The organism is Kosakonia sp., assembly GCF_032104925.1.
GTDB lineage: Bacteria > Pseudomonadota > Gammaproteobacteria > Enterobacterales > Enterobacteriaceae > Kosakonia.
In genome coordinates, this window is the sequence record NZ_DAMCGF010000001.1 from 523,735 (window position 1) to 549,174 (window position 25,440).

A 25,440-nucleotide genomic window follows, 5' to 3' on the forward strand; every position below is an offset into this window, starting at 1 on the left:
TCCTTAGCGTGGCTTAACACGACACAGGGCCTGCGCGCCTGCTCTTAATGTTGCCTCATCTTTCGCAAAAGAGAGGCGGATCAACTTGTTATCTGTACCATCGGTATAAAACGCCGACAACGGAATGGTGGCGACCCCGCAGTCAATAATCAGCCTTTTTACCATCTCGCTGTCGCTTTCATCGCTGAAGTGGCTGTAATCCGCCAGCAGGAAAAACGATCCGGCGCTGGGTAGTAAACGAAACGGCGACTCAGCGAGCAAGGTTTGCAGCAGGTCGCGCTTACGCTGGTAAAACGCCGCCAGCGACAGCCAACCCTGCGGGTCACGCATATGATCGGCAAAGGCATGCTGCATGGGGGTATCGGCGGAAAACATCAAAAACTGGTGTACTTTGCAGATCTCATCCATCAGTTCCGCAGGCGCAACGCAGTAGCCCACGCGCCAGCCCGTCACATGGTAGGTCTTGCCAAACGACGAGATAATCACGCTGCGCTCCGCCAGTTGCGGATGGGTTGCCATGCCGTGATGCGGCTCACCGTCAAATACCACATGTTCGTAAACTTCATCGGAGAGGATCACAATATCGGTGTGCCGGGTGATCGCCGCCAGTTGCTCAAGATCGGCGCGGGAAAACACCTGCCCGCTGGGGTTGTGCGGCGTGTTCACGATAATCATGCGCGTGCGCGGTGTGATTGCCGCGCGCACTTCGTTCCAGTTCACCGCGAAATCCGGCACCGTCAGTTTGATGGCTACAGGCGTTGCCCCCTGCAAACGGACAATGGGTGCGTAGCTGTCGAACGAGGGTTCAAAGTAAATCACTTCATCACCCGGATGCACCAGCCCGCTGATAGCGGAGTACAACCCTTCGCTGGCGCTGGCGGTGATAAGGATTTCACTGTCTACGTCGTAATCCGTGCGGTACAGCTCGCTGATTTTTTGCGCAATCCGCTCTTTTAACGGGTGCAGACCGGTCATTGATGCGTACTGGTTATGATTGGCCTGCATGGCGCGCGTCACCCCGGCAATCAGCTGCTGATCGCAAGGAAAGTTGGGCGCGCCCTGAGAAAGGTTTATCGCATTATGTTTGGCGGAAAGCTGGCCGATAACGGTAAAAATGGTGGTGCCGACATCGGGTAATTTGGAGCGAGTTTTCACCGGGGTACGCAGAGTCATGCCTGATCCTTTCACATAAAAAGTGCATAACCATTCAAACTAAACCCTGTTGAGCCGACAACCGAATTGTTGTCATAATAGTCATGAATAAATTGCATAGCTGGAGTTGTCATGTCGCCCCGATCTTTGCCGCTCAATGCCATCGACGCTTTTCTGGTCACCGCCCGCCATCTTAATTTGACGCACGCAGCAAAAGAGTTGTGCCTGACACAGGGCGCGGTTAGCCGCAAAATCGCCGCGCTGGAAAACTGGTTCGGCTTTCCGCTGTTTGAGCGCCACGCGCGCGGTTTACACCTGTCGCCGCAGGGCAGCGCCCTGTTACCGGAACTGCGCGGCGCGTATGAACAACTGGTAGCGGTCGCCTTCCAGGCGCGCTCGCAACAAACGGTGGTGCGCCTGAAAGCGCCGACCTGTGCGATTCGCTGGCTGGTGCCGCGGCTGGTGAATCTGGAACAACGTTCCCCGGAATTACAGGTGGCATTGACGACCACCACCGATCACACCATTAACTTCAAAACAGAACCTTATGACGCGGCGATTGTGTTTGGCACCCAATTAAGCGCCGGGGATCTGCTGTTTGAGGAAGCGCTAACGCCGGTGATTAGCCACGCGCTGGCGCAGCGCAATGCGCTGGAAACCGCCACGTTATTACATCCGACACGGGACAAAACCGACTGGTCGCTGTGGCTGGCAAGACAAAGCGCTTTTCAGCCCGTCATGAGTAAAAATCAACACTTCGACACCATGGATTTAGCCATTACCGCCGCCATTCAGGGACTGGGGATGGCCATCGCCGATGAGACGCTGGTAGCCGAAGATATCGAGGCCGGACGCTTGCTACGCCCGTTTTCACAGAGTGTCAAAACCGGTGCCAGTTACCGCCTGGTGCTGCGGGAAACGGAGAATAAAGCCGCCGGGCTGGCGGCGTTCAGAGAGGGGTTGCTGGGGGCTAATCAAGCTTCACATGGTGGCGCATAACCCGGCGAAAGAAGCTCAGACGGGCACGCATAAAGCGGTTAACCAGGCGAAATCCTGCATGTTTATTCAATCCCATGCGTAACAACCGATCGCGGCCGCGCACGCAGGCCAGCCAGTTGACCGGGCCGGGTAACGCTTCTGTACGGCGACTGGCCTGGGCGGCAAAACGGACCCAGTAATCGGCAATATGCGCGGCAAAGGCGAGATCGTGCGGGTTGACATAATGGCAGGACGGTTCCGAAAGCATAAGATTGTCGAATACATACGGCACTTCATTACCGTGCCACGCGCCGTTGATATAGGTGTCGTGTGCCGCTTCGGCAACATAATCAAACCAGTAACGCCAGCAGGGGTGCCCGACACGCTGCTGAGCCTGCATCACCACCAGGCCAAGGGTGGTAAAGGCCATATCGCGGCACACCTGGCGACCCAGTTCCGCATCCCCTTTCACCCCCGGATAAAGCAGGCGGATAAGCCCCAGTCCGAGCCGCTGTTCGCGGCGCATCTTTTCGATTTGCCCGGCGAGATCGACGCCAAACTCGGCCATCACGCTGGCTTCATCACTGTTCGACCCGATAATGACCGGCATCGGGTGTTGTCGACCGGCGAAAAAGGTATCGAGCATCGGTTCCGGTAACACGCAGTCACCCGCGATGGGCGCAGGCGCAATTTTCAATGGCGCTTCCAGCGGCCAGAAGGCTTCTGCCGGCAGCGCGCGCAGCTGCCCGGCACTGGCATTTTCCAGGCCAAAATGTGCGGCAATCGCTTCACCTTTTGCCAGCGCCGCTTCGCGCGGCGTATCCGGCAAGGTATAACTGCTCTGAATAATGGCTTTGTGAAACAACCCTTCAGCCAGCGGCGAGGCCATCAGCGCCATCACGCTACGCGCACCCGCCGATTCGCCAAACAGCGTCACATTTGCCGCATCACCACCGAAAGCAGCAATATTCTCCTGTACCCAACGCAGCGCGGCTATCTGATCAAGCAAGCCAAAGTTGTAGACACGCTCACCGCTCTCCTGCTCAAGCGCCGGATGGGCGAAAAAGCCAAGGTGGCCAAGGCGATAATTGATCGTCACCAGCACGACGCCGCGTGCCGCAAGCGCTTTTCCGTCATACGGCGGCAACCCGCCGGAGCCAATAGTAAACCCGCCGCCGTGCAGCCAGACCATCACCGGCAGCGGTTTTGTCCGCGAAGCCGGTGACCAGATATTCAGATAGAGACAATCTTCGGAGAAACGCCCCGGATCGCCGCCGCCGACCTGCTGGCAGTAATCACTGTTTTGCCAGCTGGCGGCGGAAAACGTGTCGGGGATGCGCACCCCCTGCCAGGGTTGCGGCGGCTGTGGCGCGCGCCAGCGCAGCGCACCAGTGGGCGGCGCGGCAAAGGGAATACCGCGCCAGACATGAAAGGCATCTTCACTGCATCCCAGCACACTGCCCTGGCGGGTGTGTGCCAGCGGCGTTAATGGATTTTCCATAACAATATCCAGAAATAACTGATTTCTGGCAGATTACCTGTTTTACAGCAGACCGCAACGCCGTTTGCTGCGCGCTTCGGCTTCCGCATAGAGTGTGAATTCATCGAACACCGGGCAACCCAGCGCGGCCTCAAACTGCGCCTGGCTGGCGTTGCCGTGGCTACGCGCCTGGGTTTCGTTGCCGAGGTTAGACTGGAAGATCCCCGCCGCGCTGACCGGCAGAAAATCCTCATAGGTAATGGGTTGCGCCACCACCCAGCCGCGCTCGATCAACGGCTGGGGATCGTCGCCGGGATGAATCGCCTGCCGGTGCGCTTCACCCGTTGGCGTCAGGCGATAGCGGAACCACGCCAGCCCCTGCTTGCGCAGCAACATTTCGCTGTCAGGGAAGGCTTTAAATACCTCCTGCAAATGCAACTGATGCGTCAGGTTATCTTTGCCGGTTCCGGCGCTGGTCAGCAGTTGATCATAGAGTGCGCGCCCTTTCTGCGTTAACGCGACGCCGCGCTGTTCGATTTCGCCAAAACGCGCGGTATGCGTGCCCTGGTGCTCACCGTTAAACAGCACCGGTTCATCCAGCGCTTTGAAACTGGTCTGGCGCAGCAAAATCGGCACATCGCGACGCGGTGGCCCTTCAATGAGGATTTTCGGTTCTATGCCGTACTCCGGCATCAACGCCTGAACACGGTCAATATCCAGCGTGCGTGGCGTTAAGTGATTGATATGGCAGCCAGGGAAACAGACCACGTCGGCAATCAGGCGGTGCTCATCATGCAGCGCCTGATAGGTTTGCGCATCCACCGTGGCATGGCGGTGCCAGCGGAACGTTTCCAGCGCTTCCTCAACAAAGGCTTTAGCTTGCTGCGGGGTAAAACCGCCATTCAGTTCATGCAGCTCAATCAGCTGGCGGCATGCCGGGGTGAATATGTCACGCTTTGCCAGAATGGCGGCGGCTTTATCACGCAGCGTGTCGTTCTCGATAAGCTCCAGGCGCAGCAGCGAGGTAAAAATACGAAATGGGTTACGCGCCAGCGCCGCGTCTTCGATCGGGCGAAAGGCGGTTGAGTGCACCGGAACGCCCGCCTGCGAGAGATCGTAATAGCTGACCGGAAACATCCCCATAATGGCAAACATGCGCCGCAAAGTAGAAAGCTCCTCGGCCGTCCCTACCCTGATGGCGCCGTGACGCTCGACATTGAGCCGCGCTAATTCATCGGCGTTGGCCAGTTGTTCATGCAGACGCGGATTGTTCTCCAGCACCGCCAGATTCACATCCGCGACCAGCTCCAGCAGCGTGCCGTATTGTGGAACTTCCTGCTGGTACATGGCTGACATCGCCTGTGAAAATTGTTCCCGAATCTCATCAGCCGTGATGCTGTACGCCATAGTGTAATCCCTCCAGTGTGTTCTCTCTGGAGTGTAGAGAAGCCTTTTTACGTGCGTGATGGGAAATTTACAAAGTGTGATCGTGGCAGAAAACGCGCGTGCGCCGCGCGGTAACGAACATAACGAAAGATTATGGAACAGCGCCGCCAAAAACCCTTATCAACATGCAGGTTACGTCACATTGCGGGCAGAATCCGTTTGTAACTCAAAGAGATTAAATGTTAATAATATTTTGCTATCTGGTTATCAAAATTAAACAACTTAACTTGCCAGCGGTTCTGCACGGTTTTTAACATCATCTTATGGAAAAAAACGGTCTGTTTTCACAGCGCATTCGTCTGCGCCATTTGCATACATTCGTTGCCGTCGCTCAACAAGGAACTTTGGGGCGCGCGGCTGAAACCCTTAACTTAAGTCAGCCTGCGCTGTCGAAAACCCTCAACGAACTCGAGCAACTCACCGGTAAGCGCCTGTTTGAACGTGGCCGCATGGGCGCGCAACTCACGCTGGTCGGCGAACAGTTTCTTACCCACGCGGTTCGCGTTCTGGACGCGGTTAACATTGCCGGGCAGTCGCTGAGCCACAAAACCGAACTCAAAAACGACCTGATCCGTATCGGCGCGCTGCCGACCGCCGCGCTGGGGATCTTACCGGCGGTCATTGGCCAGCTGCACAAGCAGCAGCCGGATATCACCATTCAGGTTGCCACCGCCAATAACCCGATGATCCTCGCCGGGCTGAAATCCGGTGAACTGGATCTGGGCATTGGTCGCATGTCAGACCCGGATTTGATGAGCGGCTTGAGTTATGAACTGCTGTTTCTCGAGTCGCTAAAACTGGTGGTACGCCCGCGACATCCATTGCTGCAAACCACCGTCACGCTAAGCAAAGTGCTGGAATGGCCAGTGGTGGTCTTGCCGGAAGGCACCGTGCCACGGCAAAACACAGAGGATCTGCTCGCCAGCCAGAACTGCGCGCTGCCGTCTGGTTGCCTGGAGACGCTTTCCGCGTCGCTGTCACGCCAGCTCACGGTGGAATATGACTACGTGTGGTTTGTCCCTTCCGGTGCGGTAAAAGATGATTTGCGGCTGGGCTCGCTGGTGGCGCTGCCCATTACGCCGCCCGGTATTGGCGATCCGATTGGCATCATCACCCGCGTGGATAGCCCCCTGCCACCTGCCGCTCACGCGCTGATAGCGGCGATTCGCAAAACGATGCCGGGTTGATCCCGGCTGGTTTATCTTCTCTTCCGTTTGCGCAACAGGTGAACAACTCGTTAATTGTGTGATAAAAATAGGTTGTTGAATAAGGGTTGTTGTTACGCAACTTACACTAACGCTGTAACAATCCGCAGCCGGAAGAAGAGATGAAATTCAAAACCGCAATTAAACCCTACCACGCTGCTGCCGGTGGTCTGGGCTCGCTGGAAGCGACAACGCGCTTCGTTATTGACAGTAAAAACGCGCTGAAAAATATGCGCAACCTGTTGCGCATGAACAAAGCGCGCGGCTTCGACTGCCCCGGCTGCGCCTGGGGTGATGACAATAAAAGCACCTTCAGTTTTTGCGAAAACGGCGCGAAAGCCGTGACCTGGGAAGCGACCCGTCGCCAGATTGACGCCACCTTTTTTGCGCAACACAGCGTGACAGCGCTTAACCGCCAGAGTGACTATTTCCTTGAATACCAGGGCCGGTTGACCGAACCACTGCGTTACAACCCGCAAACCGATCACTACGAACCAATTTCCTGGGACGATGCGCTGGCGATGATTGGCGAGCATATTAAGGCAATGGATAACCCCAATCAGCTCGAACTGTATACGTCCGGCCGTGCCAGCAACGAATCGTCCTGGCTTTATCAGCTGTTTGGCCGCATGGTCGGCACCAATAACTTCCCGGATTGCTCCAACATGTGCCACGAAGCGAGCGGCGCGGGGCTGAAACGCAGCATTGGCGTGGGTAAAGGCACCATTCACCTGGCCGATTTTGAGAAAGCAGACGCCATTTTTGTCTTCGGGCAAAACCCCGGCACCAACCACCCGCGTATGCTGCACAGCCTGCGGCACGCCGCCGATCGCGGGGCGCGCATTGTCACTTTTAACACTCTGCGCGAACGCGGTCTTGAGCGATTTGCCGATCCGCAAAAACCGCTGGAAGTGGTTACGCCGATGGCGGGTGCGATCAGCTCGTCTTACTATCAGCCCAATCTCGGCGGTGATATGGCGGCGGTGCGCGGAATGGCGAAAGCGTTGCTGGAAACACAGCGCCAGCGGCTGGCTAACGGTGAAGCGAGCATTTTTGACGATGCCTTTATTGCGCAGCACACCCACGGCATTGACGCGTGGTTTGCGCAAATCGATGCAACCGACTGGCAGACCATTGAGCAACAGTCCGGTCTCACTCAGCAACAGTTGCGCGACGCAGCCGCCATCTGGCAGAACGCAAAACGGGTGATTTGTACCTGGGCGATGGGTATTACCCAGCATAAACACTCGCTGGACACGGTACGGGAAATCACCAACCTGCAACTGCTTGGCGGTCACTTAGGCAAACCGGGCGCGGGGTTGTGTCCGGTGCGCGGCCACAGCAATGTGCAGGGCAACCGCACGATGGGGATTGACGAAAAACCGCCGGCTACCCTGCTCGACAGCCTTGCTCGCCATTTCAGTTTCGAGCCGCCGCGCGAGCACGGGCACCATACGGTAGAGGCCATTTCGGCAATGCTGCGTGACGAAGTGAAAGTGCTGCTTGCCCTCGGTGGCAATCTGGCCGCCGCCGCGCCGGATACGCCACTTACCTGCGCCGCGCTGCGCCGTTGCGGGCTGACGGTCTACATTAGCACCAAACTGAACCGCAGCCATTTAATGCCGGGTAAACAGTCGCTGATCCTGCCGACGCTTGGCCGAACCGAAGAAGATATGCAGGCAAGCGGGCGTCAGTTCGTCACCGTGGAAGACTCTTTCAGCATGGTGCATGCCTCTGAAGGCATTGGCAAACCGCTGGCCGCCACGCAGCGTTCGGAAACCGCGATTGTCGCTGGCATCGCCCATGCCACGCTGGGCAGTGACAAGGTTGACTGGCTGGCGCTGGCGGGTGATTACAACCTGATCCGCGATCATATCGCCGCCACTATTCCCGGCTTTCAGAACTTTAATGCTCGTTGCGAAGAACCAGGTGGTTTCTGGCTGGGGAATGCTGCCGCAGAGTTGCGTTTTAATACGCCTTCCGGCAAAGCGGAATTCAGCGCCGCCGCCCTGCCGCTGTCGGTCTGCCCGGAGACGCAAGCGCCGTTTGTCCTGCAGACATTACGCTCGCATGACCAGTACAACACCACCATTTACGGGCTCGATGACCGTTACCGTGGGGTTTATGGGCAGCGCGACGTGCTGTTTATGCATCCGCAAGATATTCGCGCGCTTGGGCTGAATGATGGCGACCGGGTGGATATTGAAACCCAGTCGACTGATGGCGTGCAGCGCCGCGTTGAGGATTTCCGTCTTGTCGCTTATGACATCCCGCGCGGCAACCTGGCGGCCTATTATCCGGAAACGAACCCACTGGTTCCGCTGACGCGTTTTGGCGACGGCACCGGTACGCCAACCTCGAAATCCATTCCTGTCATTATCACGCCGGCAAAAACACGCGAAACGCTGCGTATTGCCTGATCACAACGCCCGCGTTCAGCGGGCGTTCTCAAAAGCGCTTCCTGTTTAACCGGTTTACGGATGCATTACGGCGCGATCCGCTTACCGTTGCAATCAACAACCTGCTCCCCATCCTCTTTCGTAAACGCGCCTTTCTGCGCTTCAGGCAGGATCTCCAGCACCACTTCCGACGGGCGACAAAGGCGCGTACCGCGTGAGGTAACAACAATCGGGCGGTTAATCAAAATCGGATGCTCAAGCATAAAATTGATCAGCTGCGCATCGGTGAAGCGATCTTCTGCCAGCCCCAGTTGTTCGTACGGCGCAACATTTTTGCGCAACAACTCACGCACTGAAATGCCCATAGCGCCAATCAGTGTTGTGAGTTCGTCGCGCGAAGGCGGTGTCTCAAGGTAGTGAATAATCGTCGGCTCCACACCGCTGTTGCGGATCAGCGCCAGTGTGTTGCGCGAGGTGCCGCAGTCAGGGTTGTGATAAATCGTAATGTTGCTCATAAGTACTCTCACGACAAAGGAAAAGAGAGGCGCAATGCCAGCGCCGCCAGCGTGACAAAAAGAACCGGCAATGTCATCACGATACCGGTTCGGAAGTAATACCCCCAGCTCACTGCGATCTTCTTCTGCGCCAGCACATGCAACCAGAGCAGTGTCGCCAGGCTGCCAATAGGCGTGATTTTCGGCCCCAGATCGCAGCCAATCACATTGGCAAAAATCATCGCCTCTTTAAGCACGCCCGTTGCGCTGCTGCCATCAATCGACAGCGCACCAATCAGCACTGTTGGCATATTGTTCATTACCGACGAGAGGAATGCGGTAATAAAACCTGTGCCGATGGTGGTCGCCCATAAGCCCTTATTGGCCAGCAGATTCAGAACCCCTGAAAGGTATTCGGTGAGCCCCGCGTTTCGCAGCCCATAGACCACCAAATACATGCCCAGCGAAAAGACAACGATTTGCCACGGTGCACCACGCAGCACTTTGTTTGTATCAATCGCTGCACCTTTTTTGGCGACGGCAAACAGAATAAGCGCACCAACAGCCGCAATCGCACTCACCGGAATACCGAGCGGTTCCAGCACAAAAAAGCCTGTCAGTAGCAGGATCAGCACTACCCAGCCGGTGCGAAATGTCGCCGGGTCTTTAATTGCGCGGGCAGGTGCTGAAAGTTTATCTGCGGCATAATTTTGCGGAATGTCGCGGCGAAAAAAGAGGTGGAGCATGGTAAGTGTCGCCGCGATTGCCGAGATGTCCACCGGCACCATGATGGAAGCGTAGGCGGTGAATCCCAGGTGGAAAAAGTCTGCCGATACGATATTAACCAGATTCGAGACAATCAGCGGCAGACTGGCGGTATCGGCAATAAAGCCTGCGGCCATCACAAACGCCAGTGTGGCTCGCGGGCTGAAACCAAGCGCCAGCAACATGGCAATGACAATCGGTGTCAGGATCAGCGCGGCACCATCGTTGGCAAAGAGGGCTGCAACCGCCGCTCCTAACAACACAATATAAGTGAACAGCAACCGCCCGCGCCCGTTGCCCCAACGTGCAACATGCAGCGCTGCCCATTCAAAAAAACCGGACTCATCTAACAGTAAGCTGATGAGAATGACGGCAATAAACGTCGCCGTTGCGTTCCAGACAATATTCCACACCACCGGAATATCGCTCATATGAATCACACCGCAGGCCAGCGCCAGCACCGCGCCAAGCGTTGCGCTCCAGCCAATACTCAACCCTTTGGGCTGCCAGATAACCAGCACGAGGGTGAAAATAAAGATGCTTCCAGCCAGTAACATTTCAGACTCCATGATATACGGATTTATGCATATGTTTTGTTATCAGCACGAACCCAAAGACACTGATTGCAGTTTGGCTCGCGTCTCTTCACGCAAGCAAACCCATGCTGTATCGATGGTTGCTGCCGCCCAGGCGGGCATATGAGGTGACAGCCGATAATGGATCCATTTTCCTGCCCGTCGATCAACGACCAGACCATATTCACGTAACATCGCAATGTGCCTGGAAATTTTAGGTTGCGACTCCCCCGCCGCTGCGCAAATATCACATACGCAAAGTTCGCCGGACTCTCTGAGCAACAGCAGGATGGTTAATCGCGTTTCATCGGCGAGAATTTTAAAAAGCTGAACGGGTTGCAGCATGCCTTTACCTGAATGACGCCAAATAACATATATGGTAATTCATATGTATTGCTTTTTGAAGAGACAACGAGAATCACCGGAACATCTGGCCTTTCACATCATTTTTTTTGCCCAGCTGCAACCAATGTTAAACAAACATTTCACTCATCGGACACGTATTCATGGCACTGATAAACTCAACAGTATCTATCACAGCGATCGGAAGGTTATTGCCATGCAATATGAAGAACAGCAGCTTATCAACGGCCTTTTCCAGCGCCTGAAACAGACCGAGCAACAGAACGGCCAGCGCGACGCCGAGGCTGAGCGTCAGATAGCGGAATTTGTGCGTCAGCAACCTGCCGCGCCGTACTATATGGCGCAATCGATCCTGATTCAGGAAGCGGCGCTAAAACAGCTCCAGAGCAAAGTCCAGCAGCTGGAAAGCGAGCTGGCGGCGCAAAAAAGCAAACCGCAAACCGGCGGTGGCAGTTTCCTCGGCGGCCTGTTTGGCGGCGGGAGAAGCCAGAGTCCACAGCCGGAAAATAACTGGAATGCACCTCAGCAGCCGCAGCAGGACTATTCCCGTTCGGCGGCACCTGCGCCACGCGGGAGCGGTTTTATGGCCGGGGCCTTACAAACCGCGGCGGGCGTTGCCGGTGGTGTGGTGCTGGCCGAAATGCTGACCAGCATGTTCCATCAGTCCCGCCCGGAAGAGATTGTGAATATTATTGAAGAACCGGCGACGGCGGCGGGTAATTCGTCGTTTGAAAACACGCAGAACGACAACTTTAGTAATGCCTCAGACACCCGTTTTCTCGATCAGAACGATTCGTTCGGCAATGATTCTTACCAGAACGATGATTTTGATGACACCGATTACAGCAACGATGACGACAGCTTTATTTAACGCTGCCCACGCCTGAACCTGGCCCGGTGGCGCTGTCTGCCGGGCAATTTCTCCCCCCTTTTTTAAACCTACCAATTCAGGTGGCATGCCCCTTGCCAGTCGGGCATTGATGCTAACCTGTGCGGCGCTCAGCAAAAATGAGTCGGTTTTTTCTTTTTTCGGACAAGGAGAATGGGATGTTCATCGCCAAACCTGTCGCACGTACGCTGGCGGTTGCCGCCTGCCTGCTGGCACTGTCAGCCTGTGACGACAAAACCACCAAAACGCAAGAAGCGCAGCCGTCAGCCGAACAGGCCGAAGTGCTGAAGTACAACGAATATATTGCCGCGGCTAACATGACCTCGGCCAACTTCGGTAAACAACTTGCTGAATACCAGAAGTACACTCAGCCCGCTTTCGATGGCAAAAAGAAAATGGATGATCTGTTTTTTACTGAACCGCTCTCTATGGGGCGTATTAAAGAACATCTGGATAAAGCGCACGGCATGAAGCCGGATATGCCGGAACTGGATGAACCGGGGCGTCTTTACAGCGAAGCGCTGGCAAAAGCCGAACCGGTAAGCCGCGATATGTACAACTACATCAGCGCAAAAACATACAAAAGCGATAATGGCGCTCACGGTCGTGAGATCCAGCCCGCGTTGTTGAGCAGCATGCAGATGCTGGTCGTTGCGCAGGCGAATTTCTTTGAAGGTATCGAGGCAAAAGATCGTGCGCGCATTAAAGCGGAATTCGAACGTACGCAAAAAGGCACGCTTGAGCATGCGCAAATGGGGATGGTCTACTACCTGAAAGAGAGCCTGGATGCCGCCGGTGGCGTGCTGGATGGCAAAGGACTGGGCGATAAGAAGGCGGCATTCAAAGAGGCGCTCGATCAGTTCAACAGCATGGCTACCGCTTACGATGCCAAAGTACGCGAAAGCAACAAAACGGGCTGTTCGAGTCTTCTGTCTAAAGCCAATGACTATCTCTCCACCGGCCGTGACATTATTGAGCGCACCGAAAATGGCGAGTACGAAAAAGATGCCAAACAGTCAACGCAGTTTCAGCTGATGCAATCGCAGCAGACACAGGACGCCCAGTCCCTGCTGCAAAACTACAACAATATGGTCAGCGCCCTAAACACCAACCAGTGTTAAGATTTTGCGCATAAAAAAAGAGGCCATCCGGCCTCTTTTTTGTTTTCTGCATACTCAGAACGTTTCCCAGTTATCACCCTGCGCCAGCGCCGGGCGCTGTGGCTTGAAGGTTTTGCTGGTTGGCGATGCCGCATTATTCTGACGCTGCGGTGCCGCGTCAGTTAAACGGAATGCCCCCACGGCTTCGGTCAGACGAGCCGCCTGCTCTTCCAGCGAAGCCGCCGCCGCCGAGGCTTCTTCTACCAGTGAGGCGTTCTGCTGGGTGACGTTATCCATTTCCGTGATCGCCTGGCTCACCTGAGTGATGCCTTTACTCTGCTCATCAGAAGCGGCGGCGATCTCCAGCATGATATCGGTCACGCGCTTAACGGCTGTGACGATCTCACCCATGGTTTCACCGGCGGAAACCACTTCTCCGGAACCTTGTTCAATTAAGCTCACGGATTCGCTGATCAGCGCTTCAATCTCTTTCGCTGCCTGCGCACTGCGGCTTGCCAGCGTACGAACCTCGCTTGCCACCACCGCAAAACCACGCCCCTGTTCGCCAGCGCGCGCCGCTTCTACCGCCGCGTTAAGCGCCAGAATATTGGTCTGGAAGGCGATGCTGTTGATAACCGCTGTGATTTCGGAAATTTTGCGCGAACTGTTGGTGATATTGCCCATCGTTTGCACGACGCCAGAAACAATCTGCCCACCTTTGGTCGCTTTGCCGGAGGCATCGCGTGCCAGCCCGCTGGCATGGTGCGCGTTGTCGGCGTTCTGCTTCACGGTCGCGGTTAATTGCTCCATGCTGGCAGCCGTTTGTTCAATGGCCGCAGCCTGTTGCTCAGTACGGGAAGAGAGATCGGTGTTACCGGCGGAGATCTCGCTGGTGCCGCGATAGATCTCTTCCGCGCCCTGACGCACCGTCGCGACCGTGGTGACCAGTGAATGCTGCATCGCTTGCAGATCGCTACTCAGACGACCAATTTCGCTACGCCCGGCAGGCTCATCGGCTACCGTTAAATCCCCGGTCGCGATGCGAGAAATACGCTGAGCCGCACGTTGCAGCGGGTTAATCACTACGCTGCGCAATACGGTAAAGGTGATAACCGTCAGCACCAGCGCTAACGCAAAGGCGGCAGCCATAAACATCAGCCCAAGCTGGGTGCGGCTGTGAGCCTCTTCGGTCAGGCGCTGCGCACGTGCGGTACGGATATCAATGGCTTTTAACAACACTTCGTTATAAGACGCATCCAGCTGGCGCGCCTGCTCACTTTCGTGGTTAATGATCGCTTCAAACATGCCGTTTTTGGCATATTTCAGCATCGGCTGCATGCCCGCGATGTAGGCATTAAAACGGGTGGTGAGATCGCCATCCAGGGCAAGGTCCGCCGGAGTTTTGACCGGGCGTTCCATATATTGATTAAAACCGTCCTGTGACTGCTTCATGCGTTTTTCTGCTTCAGCCACGTTGTTTTTCATATCTTCCATTTCGGCGATGCGACTGGCCGCGCCGGCGTGGATCAGGCTGATACGCGCTATGCGTAAGTTATTCGAACTGTTGGATAATCCCATGCGCACCTGGATTTCCTGTGTGACATCCTGCTGATCGCGATCCGCTTGCATCAGGAAGTAACCCGCCAGACCGGAACTTAATGCAAATAGCACTAAGATGCCGCCGAGAATGGAAGAAAACAGGGGAACCAATCGAATATTGTGCATAAAACCAATGCCTTGTGTTCTTTGCATCGCTGCTTTTTTATCCATGGCTATCGACTCTCATATATGTCTGATACGTACAACAGGAATGATATATAGGCATCGGCAATAATTGGATTATTCTTATGGCGAAAAGCGCGTCAGCGGTCACAGATTTGGAGTTTGGTTGCGCCAGCGGTGACACCGCTGGCGTGAGGGAGCGTTACTTTTCGCCGAAATGGATAACGGTGCGGATAGATTTCCCCTGATGCATCAGCTCAAAGGCATCGTTGATCTGCTCCAGTGGCATACGATGTGTAATGAAGGGATCGAGGCGAATTTTGCCCGCCATCGCATCTTCTACCATACCTGGCAGCTGTGTACGACCTTTCACACCGCCGAAGGCGGAACCGCGCCATACACGCCCCGTCACCAGCTGGAATGGACGGGTGCTGATCTCCTGTCCTGCGCCCGCCACGCCGATGATGACGCTCTCGCCCCATCCTTTGTGGCAGCACTCAAGCGCGGCACGCATGACGTTCACATTGCCGATGCACTCAAAACTGAAGTCCACACCGCCGTCCGTCATTTCGACAATCACGTCCTGTATTGGCCGGTCGTGATCTTTCGGGTTAATAAAGTCGGTTGCGCCCATCTCTTTGGCGAGAGGGAATTTGTCCGGATTGGTATCGATCGCCAGAATGCGTCCCGCTTTCGCCTGAACTGCGCCCTGGATAGCCGCCAGACCGATACCGCCGAGGCCAAAGATTGCGACCGTATCGCCCTCTTTGACTTTCGCCGTGTTATGCACCGCGCCAATGCCGGTGGTTACACCGCAACCCAGCAGACAGACTTTATCCAGCGGCGCTTGTTCGTTAACTTTCGCCAGCGAGATTTCCGCGCAAACGGTGTATTCGCTGAACGTGCTGGTGCCCATGTAGTGATAAATCGGTTCGCCGTTATATGAGAAACGGGTTGTACCATCCGGCATCAGGCCTTTGCCCTGCGTGGCGCGAACGGCCTGACAGAGGTTGGTTTTCCCGGATTTACAGAACTTACACTCGCCGCACTCCGCCGTGTAGAGGGGAATAACGTGGTCGCCCGGTTTCAGGCTGGTCACCCCTTCGCCGACTTCCACAACGATGCCGCCGCCTTCATGGCCGAGTACCGCAGGGAACACGCCTTCCGGATCGTCGCCAGAAAGCGTAAATGCATCGGTGTGGCAAACGCCGGTGTGTGTGATGCGCACCAGCACTTCACCCTTTTTTGGCGGCGCTACGTCTATCTCGACGATTTTGAGCGGTTGACCCGGCCCAAAGGCCACAGCTGCACGTGATTTCATAAGTCGCTTCCTTTTTGTATATGGCTTATTGCTTATTTTAGATAAGAGCGCAGAAGATGACCGACTTCCGCCATGCGCACCGCGCGTTGATCGGCAGTGGTTTCGCCGGTGACCAGCTCATCTTTGAGGTGAATTTCAACCATTTCGCCCATCAGACCATTGGCTGCGCCGCGTACGGCGGCGATTTGCTGCAAAATCGCGATGCAGGGCTCACCGCTTTCCAGCGCACGCTCTAATGCATCAACCTGGCCACGAATGCGACGAACCCGCGTAAGCACGCGTTTTTTATCTTCTGGTGAATGGGGCATGCGACCTCCTTGATACTATAGGGGGGTATGGTAACTTTTATTTTAGTACGATGTAAACATTATGTTTTGTATGGGTATCAGAAGGTTAGGCGTTTCAGTACAACGACACTACGAGATACGAGACTATTGAGTGGCCCCAAATTTGTTTGAAAGAGTCTCTTCAATGAAGATAAATGTGCACTGGTAGGTTGCACCAGCCCCCCATTAAGAGCAGATATCCCACTGCCAGGCCGGACAGTCTGCATTGAACAAGGTTACTTAAAAACAAGATCACGAGAAAGTTTGCCAGTTTGATGAGTTGTATAGTGTCTCACCTTGTCAATCGCTGTTTTTATCTACAGCAGAGCTATGATTTATTCCTTTCAAGAAGTTTTTGCTTCATGGATGCATGGCAATGTTAGCCAGGAGAATGTCGACGATTTGTGGGTTATTACCTGGATTGTCTGTTCATTTCTGTTTGCAATCGTCATTTATAAAACCACGATGCTTGCTATTCGCAAGTTAAAAAAATGATACGTCTAAATTTGCCCTCTTACTGACGGCAATGATAATGGTTCAGGAATTAGCCAGGGATAAATTCCATTTTTCTGCCCTGCTGACTTTCGACTGGTCAGGCAGAAATGATTAGGTACGCAAAAGTAATATGCCCTTCTCAGCGTATGAACGCATCGATGTTATGGGAGAGAGTCATTTTAATCATTAAAAACACGGGGCTCTTTTTTATCTGCCTCGTGACTGCATTTTGTTTATCAATATATGGAATGCCGCTCAATAGCTTAACCGTTGGCGTTTCAGACTGGGCTTATGCAACCTTTCGCCCGTTGATTTCCACGCCTTATGAAGCCGATGCTGATCCCACCTCATTCTTTGCATTTGTCATTATGCTATGTGTTTATGCATCGATTATGTTCGTGATCGTTAAATTAATTCTTCGCACAAAGAAGAGTTAACTCGCGTTCTTAATACAAGCAACTATTGTCGGCCAGCGTTTTGATCGACAATATTTCCCAGGTTGCCACCCCTTGCGGAACTCAGCCTCAGTTTTACTTCACCAGCGACGAATAAATCAGCTTGATCCCTAAAATACTCAGCACCGTGGCCGAGGTTCTGTCCACCGCTGTTTTGATGCGCAAATACACGCGGCGCGGTTTCTCGGATGAAAGCAGCAGCGCCACCAGCGAATACCAGCCCGCATCAATCACAAAGCTCATCAGCGGGATCACATAATAGAAGACCACTGGAATAGAGGCTGGCAGCAGCGCGGTGAAAATAGACGCGAATACGATAGCCGTTTTCGGGTTGCTTAACTGAATAAACAACCCATCACGAAACGTCTTCCGCAGCCCTTTGGGTGCGTCGTTATGGTTCACTGAGAGCGTCAATGGTTGTGACGCGCCGCGAAAAATCTTCACCGCCATCCAGATCAGATACGCGCCCCCTGCTATCTTTAGCGCCATATAGAGTTCCGGCACCGCATTCAGCACCCTTTGCAATCCCAGCATCGCCATCAGCGCAAAAGTTGCCGCGCCAACCCCCATTCCCAGCGAGGTGACTAAACCATGCACACGTGAATGCGCCAGTGAATTACGCGCAACGTAAATAAAACTCGGACCTGGGCTCATTACCCCCATCATTAGCACGGCGGCGATCGCAATCAGACTGGACAACAGCACGGGAAACCTCCTGACAAGGCGAGACTAAAGTGACGTGATGACTCTAACAGAGGAAAAACATAATGTATTCACCGGGAAAGGATAACAATCGTAAAAATATATTGTACAAAACCCCACCATTTTTGTCTGATATCAAAATCCTAAGTAAATTTAATTAAATATATCGTAGGTTAATCAGTGCAATATTAAATATAAAATTTAACTTAGGACTGGCGCGAATTATTTGATAAGATTTTTCTTAGTGAGACATTATGCTATTAGCAAGGAGAACTTATGCGCTGGGATATTACGGATATGCTGCTTTCCCCAACGACCGGTACGGCGTTTGCTGTCGCCAGGAATAGCGAGCATCTTTCGGTTATTGTCTGGTATCGCGGCAACTATTTTTTGCGACCAAACAACTACTTACATACTGATGGCGCACGGGTATCCATTGATGGAAAACCACAGAATTTTCGCGTTATTCATACCATGCCCTTTTTCCCTGCTATCTGGCGGACTTTAAAAACCAGTTGTCATTGTCCTGGTAATGATAACGTTTCATTACGGAATTGTGAAAAGCAGCAGACGTGTTTATTCGAACTTTGTCCCTATGGAATAAAAATGCTTTCCTAGGTTAATATCACGTTGATATTTATTCCCCGGAAGGACAAATAAATATTCCCCTGTAGATGAAAGCGAAAGAAAATCATCGGCCATTGCGCGCACCCGCCACGTCCTGCTCCGTGACGGATACGCGCAATATCCTGTTTAAGATTTACCTGATAGCCCGGAGGGCTCCTCCGGGCAAAACGTCAGCGTTTTAACGGCTGCCCTGCGGTTTCGCGGGCGCGGAGCACTGTCAGGAAGGTGATGAGCGCCGCGCCCATCACATAGAAGGCGGGCGAAAATTTATCGCCGGTGCTGGTAATGAGCCAGGCGGAAAACCAGGGTGTGATGCCGCCAAAGAAGGCGACGGCAAAGTTATAGGCGATAGACAAGCCACCATAGCGCACGCTGGTGGGGAAAAGTTCCGCCATTGCGGCGGTACAGGCGCCATCAAACGCGGCGATAAACGCCCCCAGCATCACCATTGCCAGCACAGCAGAGAGCACATCACCGTTCGCCATCACCATCATGGCCGGGTAACTCAGCAGAATAAACCCGGCGCACCCGGTCAGCATTAACGGTTTACGGCCATATTTATCCGACAGATAGCCCATAAACGGCACCAGCACCGCCACGGAAAAGAGACCAATCGTGGTGATGGCGTAAGCGTTAAGTTTCGAGAAGTGCAACTCGGTGGAGAGATAGCTCGGCATAAAGGTTTGCAGCGTCCAGTGCCCGACCGCTTTGATCACCACAAAACCGACGCAGAACAGCAACGCGCCCCACGCGGTGGTTACCGCTTTACGCAGCGGCGCGGATTCGGTTTGCCCGTTCTTCATGGCGTCGAGAAATTCTGGCGAATCTTCCAGATGTTTTCGTAAATACAGACCGACCCAGCCCAGCGGCCCGGCAATTAAAAAGGGAATGCGCCAGCCCCAGTCGCTCATTGTGCTTTCACCGAGCGTTGCCGTCAGCAGAAAGACCAGCCCGGAGCCGACGACAAACGCCATAAAACCAAAGTTGTCGATCCAGCAGGTGAAGTAGCCACGGCGCTCCGTGGGGGCATATTCCGCCAGGTAGGTTGTCGCGCCCGAGCTTTCGCCCCCTGCGGCAAAGCCCTGAATCAGGCGCGTTATCACCAGCAGCACCGTCGCGGTAATACCAATCTGATGATAAGTCGGTAGCAGCCCCATTACGAAGGTGGCACCGGAGGTGAGCAGGATCACCGTTGCCAGCACTTTTTGCCGCCCTTTTCTGTCGCCCAGCGAACCGAAAAACAGCCCGCCAAGCGGGCGCATAATAAAACCCGCGCCAAAGACCGCGAACGACGAAAGCAGTGCAACGCTCGGATCGCCCGCCTGGAAAAACTGCAGGCCGATAATGGCGGCGAGCGTGCCATACAGGCCAAAGTCAAACCATTCGACAAAGTGACCAATGCCGGTGGCGAGCAGCACTTTGCGTAATTTGCGCGATCCGGCAGCGTGTTCTTGTGTTGCCATCCGATCGAGAGACTCCTGTACTGGCTGTGTCATATCCCCTCCGCCCGATAGTGTTTCTATAATAGATATACTATCTACACTGCTTGTACGAATTGCGCACAGCACGGATGGCGTAAAATGTGATTTCCGCCCTGCTTTTCAATGTGGAAAACCCGACAGGATCACATTTTAGACGCGCAGAAATGAAAAAGCCCCGCAGGATGCGGGGCCAGCAGCGAGGAAGCGTTAGCCGCGTTTTTTTGGCATCATACGCAGCAGCGTGTTGTCTTTAAAATAGTAGTGATGCGCCAGCGCCGCACCGGCATGCAACGCAATGACAAAATAGCCGACATTGGCCAACAGCTCGTGGAACTCTTTAAGCGTATCCACCAAATCATAATTCGCTTCGGCGGCATACGGCATCGTAATACCGAAAGCAATCCACGGACCACCGCGGTTATACATCATCAGCAGTCCAATAACGGGCAAGGCAATAAACAGCAGGTAAATGACCAGATGCCCAAGGTGCGCCAGCCCGGTCATCATTGCTGACGGTTTCGGCTCAATCGGCGGCGTCGGGCTTTTCAGCCGCACCAGCAGACGCGCCACCATCAGCACCAGAATTGAAATGCCACATGAAACGTGTACCAGATTGAAATAAGGACGATAGCTGCGCGGGAAGAATCCGCGTAGTTCCATGGCGCAATAAGCGCCAATAACCAGCAGGAACACCAGCCAGTGAATGGCGATTTGTAATCCGGAATATTTGCTACGCATAAGGAACCCCAAAACGAACGAACCGGCGTTCAACATACCGGGCTTTCCTTAAAAATTCATTAACTTTTCCTTATCATTTTTCAGGGACTTACCACAGCCTGAATGGGATTCATTTGCCCAATAACGCCCGCCAGGTTATCACTAAATAAGTGCAAAACGGTGATTCATTACATTCTGATGGAGAAGATCGATGAGCAAAATTGGCATTAATGGATTCGGGCGCATTGGGCGCCTGGTGTTACGTCGCCTGCTGGAAACCAACAGCGGCGCAGAGGTGGTGGCGATCAACGATCTGACCTCACCCAAAGTGCTGGCCTATTTGTTAAAGCATGACTCCAACTACGGCCCGTTCGGCTGGAGCGTGGATTTTACCGAAGACGCGCTGATCGTTAACGGCAAAACCATCACGGTATATGCAGAAAAAGAGGCGAAAAATATTCCGTGGCGCAGCGCCGGTGCGGAGATCATCGTTGAGTGTACCGGTTTTTATACATCAAGCGAAAAATCGCAGGCGCACATCGATGCCGGGGCCAAAAAAGTGCTTATTTCCGCTCCGGCAGGCGAGATGAAAACTATCGTCTACAACGTTAACGACGACACGATTAATGCGCAGGACACCATTATTTCCGTGGCTTCCTGCACCACCAACTGTCTCGCGCCGATGGCCAAAGCATTGCAGGATAATTTCGGCATTAAAGTCGGCACCATGACCACCATCCACGCCTACACCGGTACGCAGGCGCTGGTCGATGGCCCGCGCGGGAAAGATCTGCGCGCCTCCCGCGCCGCCGCGGAAAACATCATTCCGCACACTACCGGTGCGGCGAAAGCCATCGGTCTGGTGATCCCGGCATTGAGCGGCAAGCTGAAAGGCCACGCGCAGCGCGTACCGGTGAAAACCGGCTCCGTTACCGAACTGGTATCCATATTAGAGAAGAAAGTGACGGTCGATGAGATCCATCAGGCGCTGAAAAAAGCCACCGAAAATAATGAATCTTTCGGCTATACCGACGATGAGATCGTCTCTTCTGATGTTATCGGCAGCCATTTCGGTTCCGTTTTTGACGCCACGCAAACCGAGATCACCGAAGCTGGCGGTGTGCAACTGGTCAAAACCGTCTCCTGGTACGACAACGAATACGGTTTTGTCACTCAGCTGGTTCGCGTACTGGAAAAATATCGCGCACTGTAATCTCTCCATCCACGCCGGGTAATAACCCGGCGTATTCAAACCAGGCAGCACATGAGAAATATCAGCCCGGAAGATTTACTCACCCTGATGAAAGTGGCGGTACAACACGCCACGACGTTCCCCGTCTGGCCAACCGGCGAAGCTCCGGGTGCCGCGGTAAGCCCGGTGAAGTTTCAGCTTGAAGAGCATCATACCGGCCCCTCGCCTTTTGACCGATCAGTCACCGGCGTACGCGCTCCGCACATTACTGTCTACGCGCCACAAAACCCGAACGGTGTCGGTATTCTGGTCACGCCTGGCGGTTCTTATCGCCGCGTGGTGCTGGATAAAGAAGGCAGCGCGCTGGCCCCCTGCTTTAATGCCAAAGGTTACACCCTGTTTGTCATGACCTACCGCCTGCCCGGCGACGGGCATGAGGAAGGTGCGGACGCGCCGCTGGCCGATGTGCAACGCGCGATACGCGTCATTCGCGCCCGTGCGCAGGAGTGGCGACTCGATCCTGAACGTATTGGCATTATGGGTTTTTCCGCCGGCGGCCACGCCGCAGCCAGCCTTGGCACACGCTACAACGAAAACGTCTATCACCCCGTTGATGAGATGGATAAGCAACACGCCCGCCCGGCGTTTATGGCGCTGGTCTATCCGGTTATTACCATGCACCAGGAGATTGACCACCCGATGTCGCGCCAGCAGTTGATTGGCGATACGCCGGGCGACGAACAGATCCGTCGCTACTCCGCAGAGCAAATGGCCGATGAAAACACGCCGCCGACCTTTCTGTTGCACGCGGTCGATGACCCGGCAGTGAAAGTGGAAAACAGCGTGGTTATGTTCAGCGCCCTGCGCCGCCTTGGCGTGCCGGTTGAGATGCATCTGTTCGAACAGGGGAAACACGGTTTTGGCATTCGCGATGCGCTGGGCTTACCGGTGGCAATATGGCCGGAACTGATGATGGCGTGGATAGCAACCAAAGTATGAAACGTGCCCCCGCCATGCGCGGGGGCTACGGATATCAGGACTGCAGATAGACCATTTGCGTTTGCAGATACTCGTTCAGGCCGTGGCGTCCATCCGCCCCACCAATGCCCGATTTGCGCCAGCCAGCATGGAAACCCTGCATCGCTTCGAAATTCTCGCGGTTAATGTAGGTTTCACCAAACTTCAGCCCCCGCACGGCTTTCATTGCTGTCGTCAGATCGCGGGTATATACCGACGACGTGAGGCCATAATCGCTGTCGTTGGCCATCGCCAGCGCCTCTTCCAGCGTGTCGAACGCAACCACCGGCAGCACCGGACCAAACGTCTCTTCATGCATGATGGCCATCTCCTGGCGCACATCGAGCAGCAATGTCGGCGGGTAAAAATAGCCTTTGCCGGCGACCGCCTTGCCGCCGAGTACCACGCGCGCGCCTTCAGACACGGCGCGCTCGACCTTCTCTGCAACGCGTTGCAGTGCCGCCGCATTGATAAGCGGCCCCATTGCTATATCGTTGCGCTGCGCCGGATCGCCAAACTGTACCGCTTTCATGGCTTCGCCAAGTCGATTGACAAAGCGGTCATAAATGCCTTTTTGCACATACACGCGTTCGGCGCAGTTACACACCTGCCCGGTGTTGATGACGCGGGAATCAACAATCGCTTTCACGGCCAGCTCAAGATCGGCATCATCAAAAACAATTGCCGGCGCTTTGCCGCCCAGTTCAAGACACACTTTGGTGATGTTTTTCGCCGCTGCCGCCATGATTTTCTCACCCGCGCCAACGCTGCCGGTCATGCTGACCATCGCCACTTTCGGATTCCCCGCCAGCTCCTGCCCAACGGTTTCCCCGCGCCCGAGCACCAGGTTAAAAACGCCTTTTGGTAAGCCGACATCATGGACGATTTTCGCGAAGGCGATCGCGTTGTTCGGTGTGAATTCGCTCGGTTTAATCACGATGGTGTTGCCGGTAATCAACGCAGGCGCCATTTTGCGGGCAATCAGGAAGAACGGAAAATTCCACGGCAAAATGCCAGTGGTGACACCCAACGGGCGTTTAAAGACAAAGATATTTTCGCCCGGACGGTCGCTTTGCAGAATTTCGCCCTCATAGCGCCGCGCCCACTCGGCCATATAGTCGATGTAATCGGCGGTAAAAGAGACTTCCACGTCCGCCAGTTGCTGAATTTTTCCCCCTTCGGCGACAATCAGCGCGCTAATCTCAGACGCTTTTTCACGAATACCCGCCGCGATTTTGCGTAACCAGCCCGCGCGCTCAATAGCGGGCAGCGCTTCCCAGCCTGGCTGCGCCCGTTCGGCGGCGTCAATGGCCTTACGCGCGTCTTCGGCGGTGCCATCGGGAATACGCGCCAGGATCGCTTCGGTTGCCGGGTTGATAACATCCAACCACGTATCGCCTTGCCAGCTCACGAATTGACCATCGATAAACATAGGGTGCTGTACCGGTGCTGTCATGCCTCGCTCCTGTAATAACATTGTTTTTAACAAGTGAATTCGTTGTTAAAAATCTATCCGCGCACGACATTTTTCCTACAGACAGGGGCAACTTTTGTGAGAGAACGCATAAAAGGGGCGCTAAAAAGCAACAAAACCGTGACAAGTACAGCGGAGGAAATGCCCGTTTGCGGCAACGTCTGCGCAAACGGGCATTGGGGTTACAAAGCGCGGCTGCCGAGCGCCGCAGTAAGCGTGGTATCGGCCATTAAAACCTGCCAGGCAGCGTCGACTTCCTCCGGGAAATCAATATGAACGATAAAATCACGGCCGTTTGGTCCGTAGCCACTGGCATCATCGCGCAGACGCGGCACTTCCCCCAGCAGCAACGACAAATAACGCTCAACCGACCATAAACCTCGCTGCTGCGGCTGGAATGCCAGCCCCTCAGCCGTGTTGGTTAACTGCGGAGTAAAGCCGGGCCAGCTCAGCCAGTGCGGCGCATCGTGACACTGCTGGCTGACGCGGGCAAACGTCGCCATTGTGCGGCGCTGCATGGTGGGATCCTGCACCACCATCACGGTTTTCGGTTTTACCCCCTGCGACATCAGCATATCGATGCTGAACCTGGCGTTCTCGCCGCAGTTGGTGGATTTGTCCTCAATCAGGATCTGTTTCGCATCAATCTGCCAGAACTGGCGCGCGATATCGGCCAGAATAGCCGCTTCGCCGCGCCCGGTGGTACGCACGACGTTATAGCGTGGATGCCGGGCGACAGCCGAATAAAGAAACGTGGTGGAGTGCCCGACGCCACCGCTTATCAGAAGCGGCGTTTGCTGCGCCGCCGCCAGCGCGCAGGCGGCATCGATCGCAGGAATGACAGCATTACCCGCGAGGATCACCACATCAGCCCGCACGGGCGTGGGCTTACCGACAAAATCATTTTGCGCCAGCCATGCACCCAGCGTATTTGCCGCCGCCAGCGTGCGCTCTGATACGGCAGGAAAAGTCGTCATCAGCATAGAACCTCCTTCGCTTTAACTTACAGCCTACCGCGTCAACACCCGCAGAACAGGGGATCACTCCGAATCCTGTTCGCAGCGG

At 54.6% G+C, this 25,440-nt stretch carries 22 protein-coding genes; 8 read left to right on the forward strand and 14 right to left on the reverse strand.

The window, feature by feature from the left end; all coding sequences use genetic code 11:
• Positions 1–3 precede the first annotated feature (3 nt).
• Positions 4–1,173, reverse strand: a complete 1,170-nt coding sequence (locus RT644_RS02480; RefSeq protein ID WP_313625449.1) for a pyridoxal phosphate-dependent aminotransferase — start codon at positions 1,171–1,173, stop codon at positions 4–6.
• A gap of 111 nt (positions 1,174–1,284) precedes the next feature.
• Between RT644_RS02480 and RT644_RS02485 the strand changes: the two genes are divergently transcribed.
• Entirely contained in the window at positions 1,285–2,151 is an 867-nt protein-coding gene (locus RT644_RS02485) for a LysR family transcriptional regulator (RefSeq protein ID WP_313625451.1), read from the forward strand.
• Here RT644_RS02485 and RT644_RS02490 read toward each other — a convergent pair.
• Both RT644_RS02490 and RT644_RS02495 read right to left on the reverse strand, forming a co-directional pair.
• The gene (locus RT644_RS02490; protein ID WP_313625453.1) at positions 2,123–3,631 is read right to left on the reverse strand and encodes a carboxylesterase/lipase family protein; all 1,509 of its coding nucleotides are present in this window, start codon (positions 3,629–3,631) and stop codon (positions 2,123–2,125) included. The two genes, RT644_RS02485 and RT644_RS02490, sit on opposite strands and share 29 nt — an antisense overlap.
• A 42-nt stretch (positions 3,632–3,673) precedes the next feature.
• Complete coding sequence (locus RT644_RS02495) at positions 3,674–5,017, reverse strand: VOC family protein (RefSeq protein WP_313625455.1); 1,344 nt, start codon at positions 5,015–5,017, stop codon at positions 3,674–3,676.
• Positions 5,018–5,319: 302 nt separating this feature from the next.
• On the opposite strand from RT644_RS02495, the gene RT644_RS02500 reads away from it, so the two are divergent.
• Positions 5,320–6,243: a LysR substrate-binding domain-containing protein gene (locus RT644_RS02500; RefSeq protein WP_016495954.1), complete on the forward strand. Its 924-nt coding sequence runs from the start codon at positions 5,320–5,322 to the stop codon at positions 6,241–6,243.
• Positions 6,244–6,383: 140 nt separating this feature from the next.
• Positions 6,384–8,681, forward strand: coding sequence for an FdhF/YdeP family oxidoreductase (locus RT644_RS02505; RefSeq protein ID WP_313625459.1), 2,298 nt, complete (start codon positions 6,384–6,386; stop codon positions 8,679–8,681).
• Between the two features lie 65 nt (positions 8,682–8,746).
• On the opposite strand, the gene arsC is transcribed toward RT644_RS02505, so the two are convergent.
• The 3 genes from arsC to RT644_RS02520 are packed head-to-tail and all read right to left on the reverse strand — an operon-like array spanning position 8,747 to position 10,839.
• Positions 8,747–9,175 carry a glutaredoxin-dependent arsenate reductase gene (gene arsC, locus RT644_RS02510; protein ID WP_313625461.1) on the reverse strand — a complete coding sequence of 143 codons (429 nt, stop codon included), beginning with the start codon at positions 9,173–9,175 and terminating at the stop codon, positions 8,747–8,749.
• An 8-nt stretch (positions 9,176–9,183) separates the two neighbouring features.
• The gene (locus RT644_RS02515; RefSeq protein WP_313625463.1) at positions 9,184–10,476 is read right to left on the reverse strand and encodes an arsenic transporter; all 1,293 of its coding nucleotides are present in this window, start codon (positions 10,474–10,476) and stop codon (positions 9,184–9,186) included.
• 42 nt (positions 10,477–10,518) lie between these two features.
• Positions 10,519–10,839 (reverse strand): metalloregulator ArsR/SmtB family transcription factor, encoded by a 321-nt coding sequence (locus RT644_RS02520; protein WP_313625465.1) that lies wholly within the window; start codon positions 10,837–10,839, stop codon positions 10,519–10,521.
• A gap of 214 nt (positions 10,840–11,053) precedes the next feature.
• Here RT644_RS02520 and RT644_RS02525 point away from each other — a divergent pair, with 214 nt between their 5' ends.
• Together RT644_RS02525 and RT644_RS02530 are read left to right on the forward strand one after the other, a co-directional pair.
• Positions 11,054–11,728, forward strand: a complete 675-nt coding sequence (locus tag RT644_RS02525) for a DUF2076 domain-containing protein (protein WP_269231052.1) — start codon at positions 11,054–11,056, stop codon at positions 11,726–11,728.
• 176 nt (positions 11,729–11,904) lie between these two features.
• Positions 11,905–12,867: a DUF3829 domain-containing protein gene (locus RT644_RS02530; RefSeq protein WP_097406661.1), complete on the forward strand. Its 963-nt coding sequence runs from the start codon at positions 11,905–11,907 to the stop codon at positions 12,865–12,867.
• Between the two features lie 54 nt (positions 12,868–12,921).
• Here RT644_RS02530 and RT644_RS02535 read toward each other — a convergent pair whose 3' ends face one another.
• From RT644_RS02535 to RT644_RS02550, 4 genes are all read right to left on the reverse strand, one after another.
• Positions 12,922–14,616 (reverse strand): methyl-accepting chemotaxis protein, encoded by a 1,695-nt coding sequence (locus RT644_RS02535; protein WP_044489349.1) that lies wholly within the window; start codon positions 14,614–14,616, stop codon positions 12,922–12,924.
• A 154-nt stretch (positions 14,617–14,770) separates the two neighbouring features.
• On the reverse strand, positions 14,771–15,889 hold the full coding sequence (locus RT644_RS02540; protein ID WP_016495946.1) for an S-(hydroxymethyl)glutathione dehydrogenase/class III alcohol dehydrogenase: 1,119 nt from the start codon (positions 15,887–15,889) through the stop codon (positions 14,771–14,773).
• Positions 15,890–15,921: 32 nt separating this feature from the next.
• Positions 15,922–16,197, reverse strand: a complete 276-nt coding sequence (locus RT644_RS02545; protein ID WP_016495945.1) for a metal/formaldehyde-sensitive transcriptional repressor — start codon at positions 16,195–16,197, stop codon at positions 15,922–15,924.
• A 1,043-nt stretch (positions 16,198–17,240) separates the two neighbouring features.
• Positions 17,241–17,870 carry a LysE family translocator gene (locus RT644_RS02550; RefSeq protein WP_313625471.1) on the reverse strand — a complete coding sequence of 210 codons (630 nt, stop codon included), beginning with the start codon at positions 17,868–17,870 and terminating at the stop codon, positions 17,241–17,243.
• Positions 17,871–18,143: 273 nt separating this feature from the next.
• Here RT644_RS02550 and RT644_RS02555 point away from each other — a divergent pair, with 273 nt between their 5' ends.
• Positions 18,144–18,485, forward strand: a complete 342-nt coding sequence (locus tag RT644_RS02555; RefSeq protein ID WP_313625473.1) for an anti-adapter protein iraM — start codon at positions 18,144–18,146, stop codon at positions 18,483–18,485.
• A 179-nt stretch (positions 18,486–18,664) separates the two neighbouring features.
• Here the strand turns inward: RT644_RS02555 and RT644_RS02560 are convergent, their stop codons facing one another.
• Positions 18,665–19,990: an MFS transporter gene (locus RT644_RS02560; protein WP_370447795.1), complete on the reverse strand. Its 1,326-nt coding sequence runs from the start codon at positions 19,988–19,990 to the stop codon at positions 18,665–18,667.
• Between the two features lie 192 nt (positions 19,991–20,182).
• On the reverse strand, positions 20,183–20,713 hold the full coding sequence (cybB, locus tag RT644_RS02565; RefSeq protein WP_160270126.1) for a cytochrome b561: 531 nt from the start codon (positions 20,711–20,713) through the stop codon (positions 20,183–20,185).
• Between the two features lie 190 nt (positions 20,714–20,903).
• Here cybB and gap point away from each other — a divergent pair, with 190 nt between their 5' ends.
• The gene (gene gap / locus RT644_RS02570) at positions 20,904–21,905 is read left to right on the forward strand and encodes a type I glyceraldehyde-3-phosphate dehydrogenase (protein ID WP_045508149.1); all 1,002 of its coding nucleotides are present in this window, start codon (positions 20,904–20,906) and stop codon (positions 21,903–21,905) included.
• Positions 21,906–21,956: 51 nt separating this feature from the next.
• On the forward strand, positions 21,957–22,883 hold the full coding sequence (locus RT644_RS02575) for an alpha/beta hydrolase (protein WP_016495938.1): 927 nt from the start codon (positions 21,957–21,959) through the stop codon (positions 22,881–22,883).
• A 34-nt stretch (positions 22,884–22,917) separates the two neighbouring features.
• Here RT644_RS02575 and aldA read toward each other — a convergent pair whose 3' ends face one another.
• Positions 22,918–24,357, reverse strand: a complete 1,440-nt coding sequence (gene aldA, locus RT644_RS02580) for an aldehyde dehydrogenase (protein WP_313625479.1) — start codon at positions 24,355–24,357, stop codon at positions 22,918–22,920.
• A 200-nt stretch (positions 24,358–24,557) separates the two neighbouring features.
• Positions 24,558–25,358 carry a YdcF family protein gene (locus RT644_RS02585; protein ID WP_160270118.1) on the reverse strand — a complete coding sequence of 267 codons (801 nt, stop codon included), beginning with the start codon at positions 25,356–25,358 and terminating at the stop codon, positions 24,558–24,560.
• Positions 25,359–25,440: the final 82 nt, after the last annotated feature.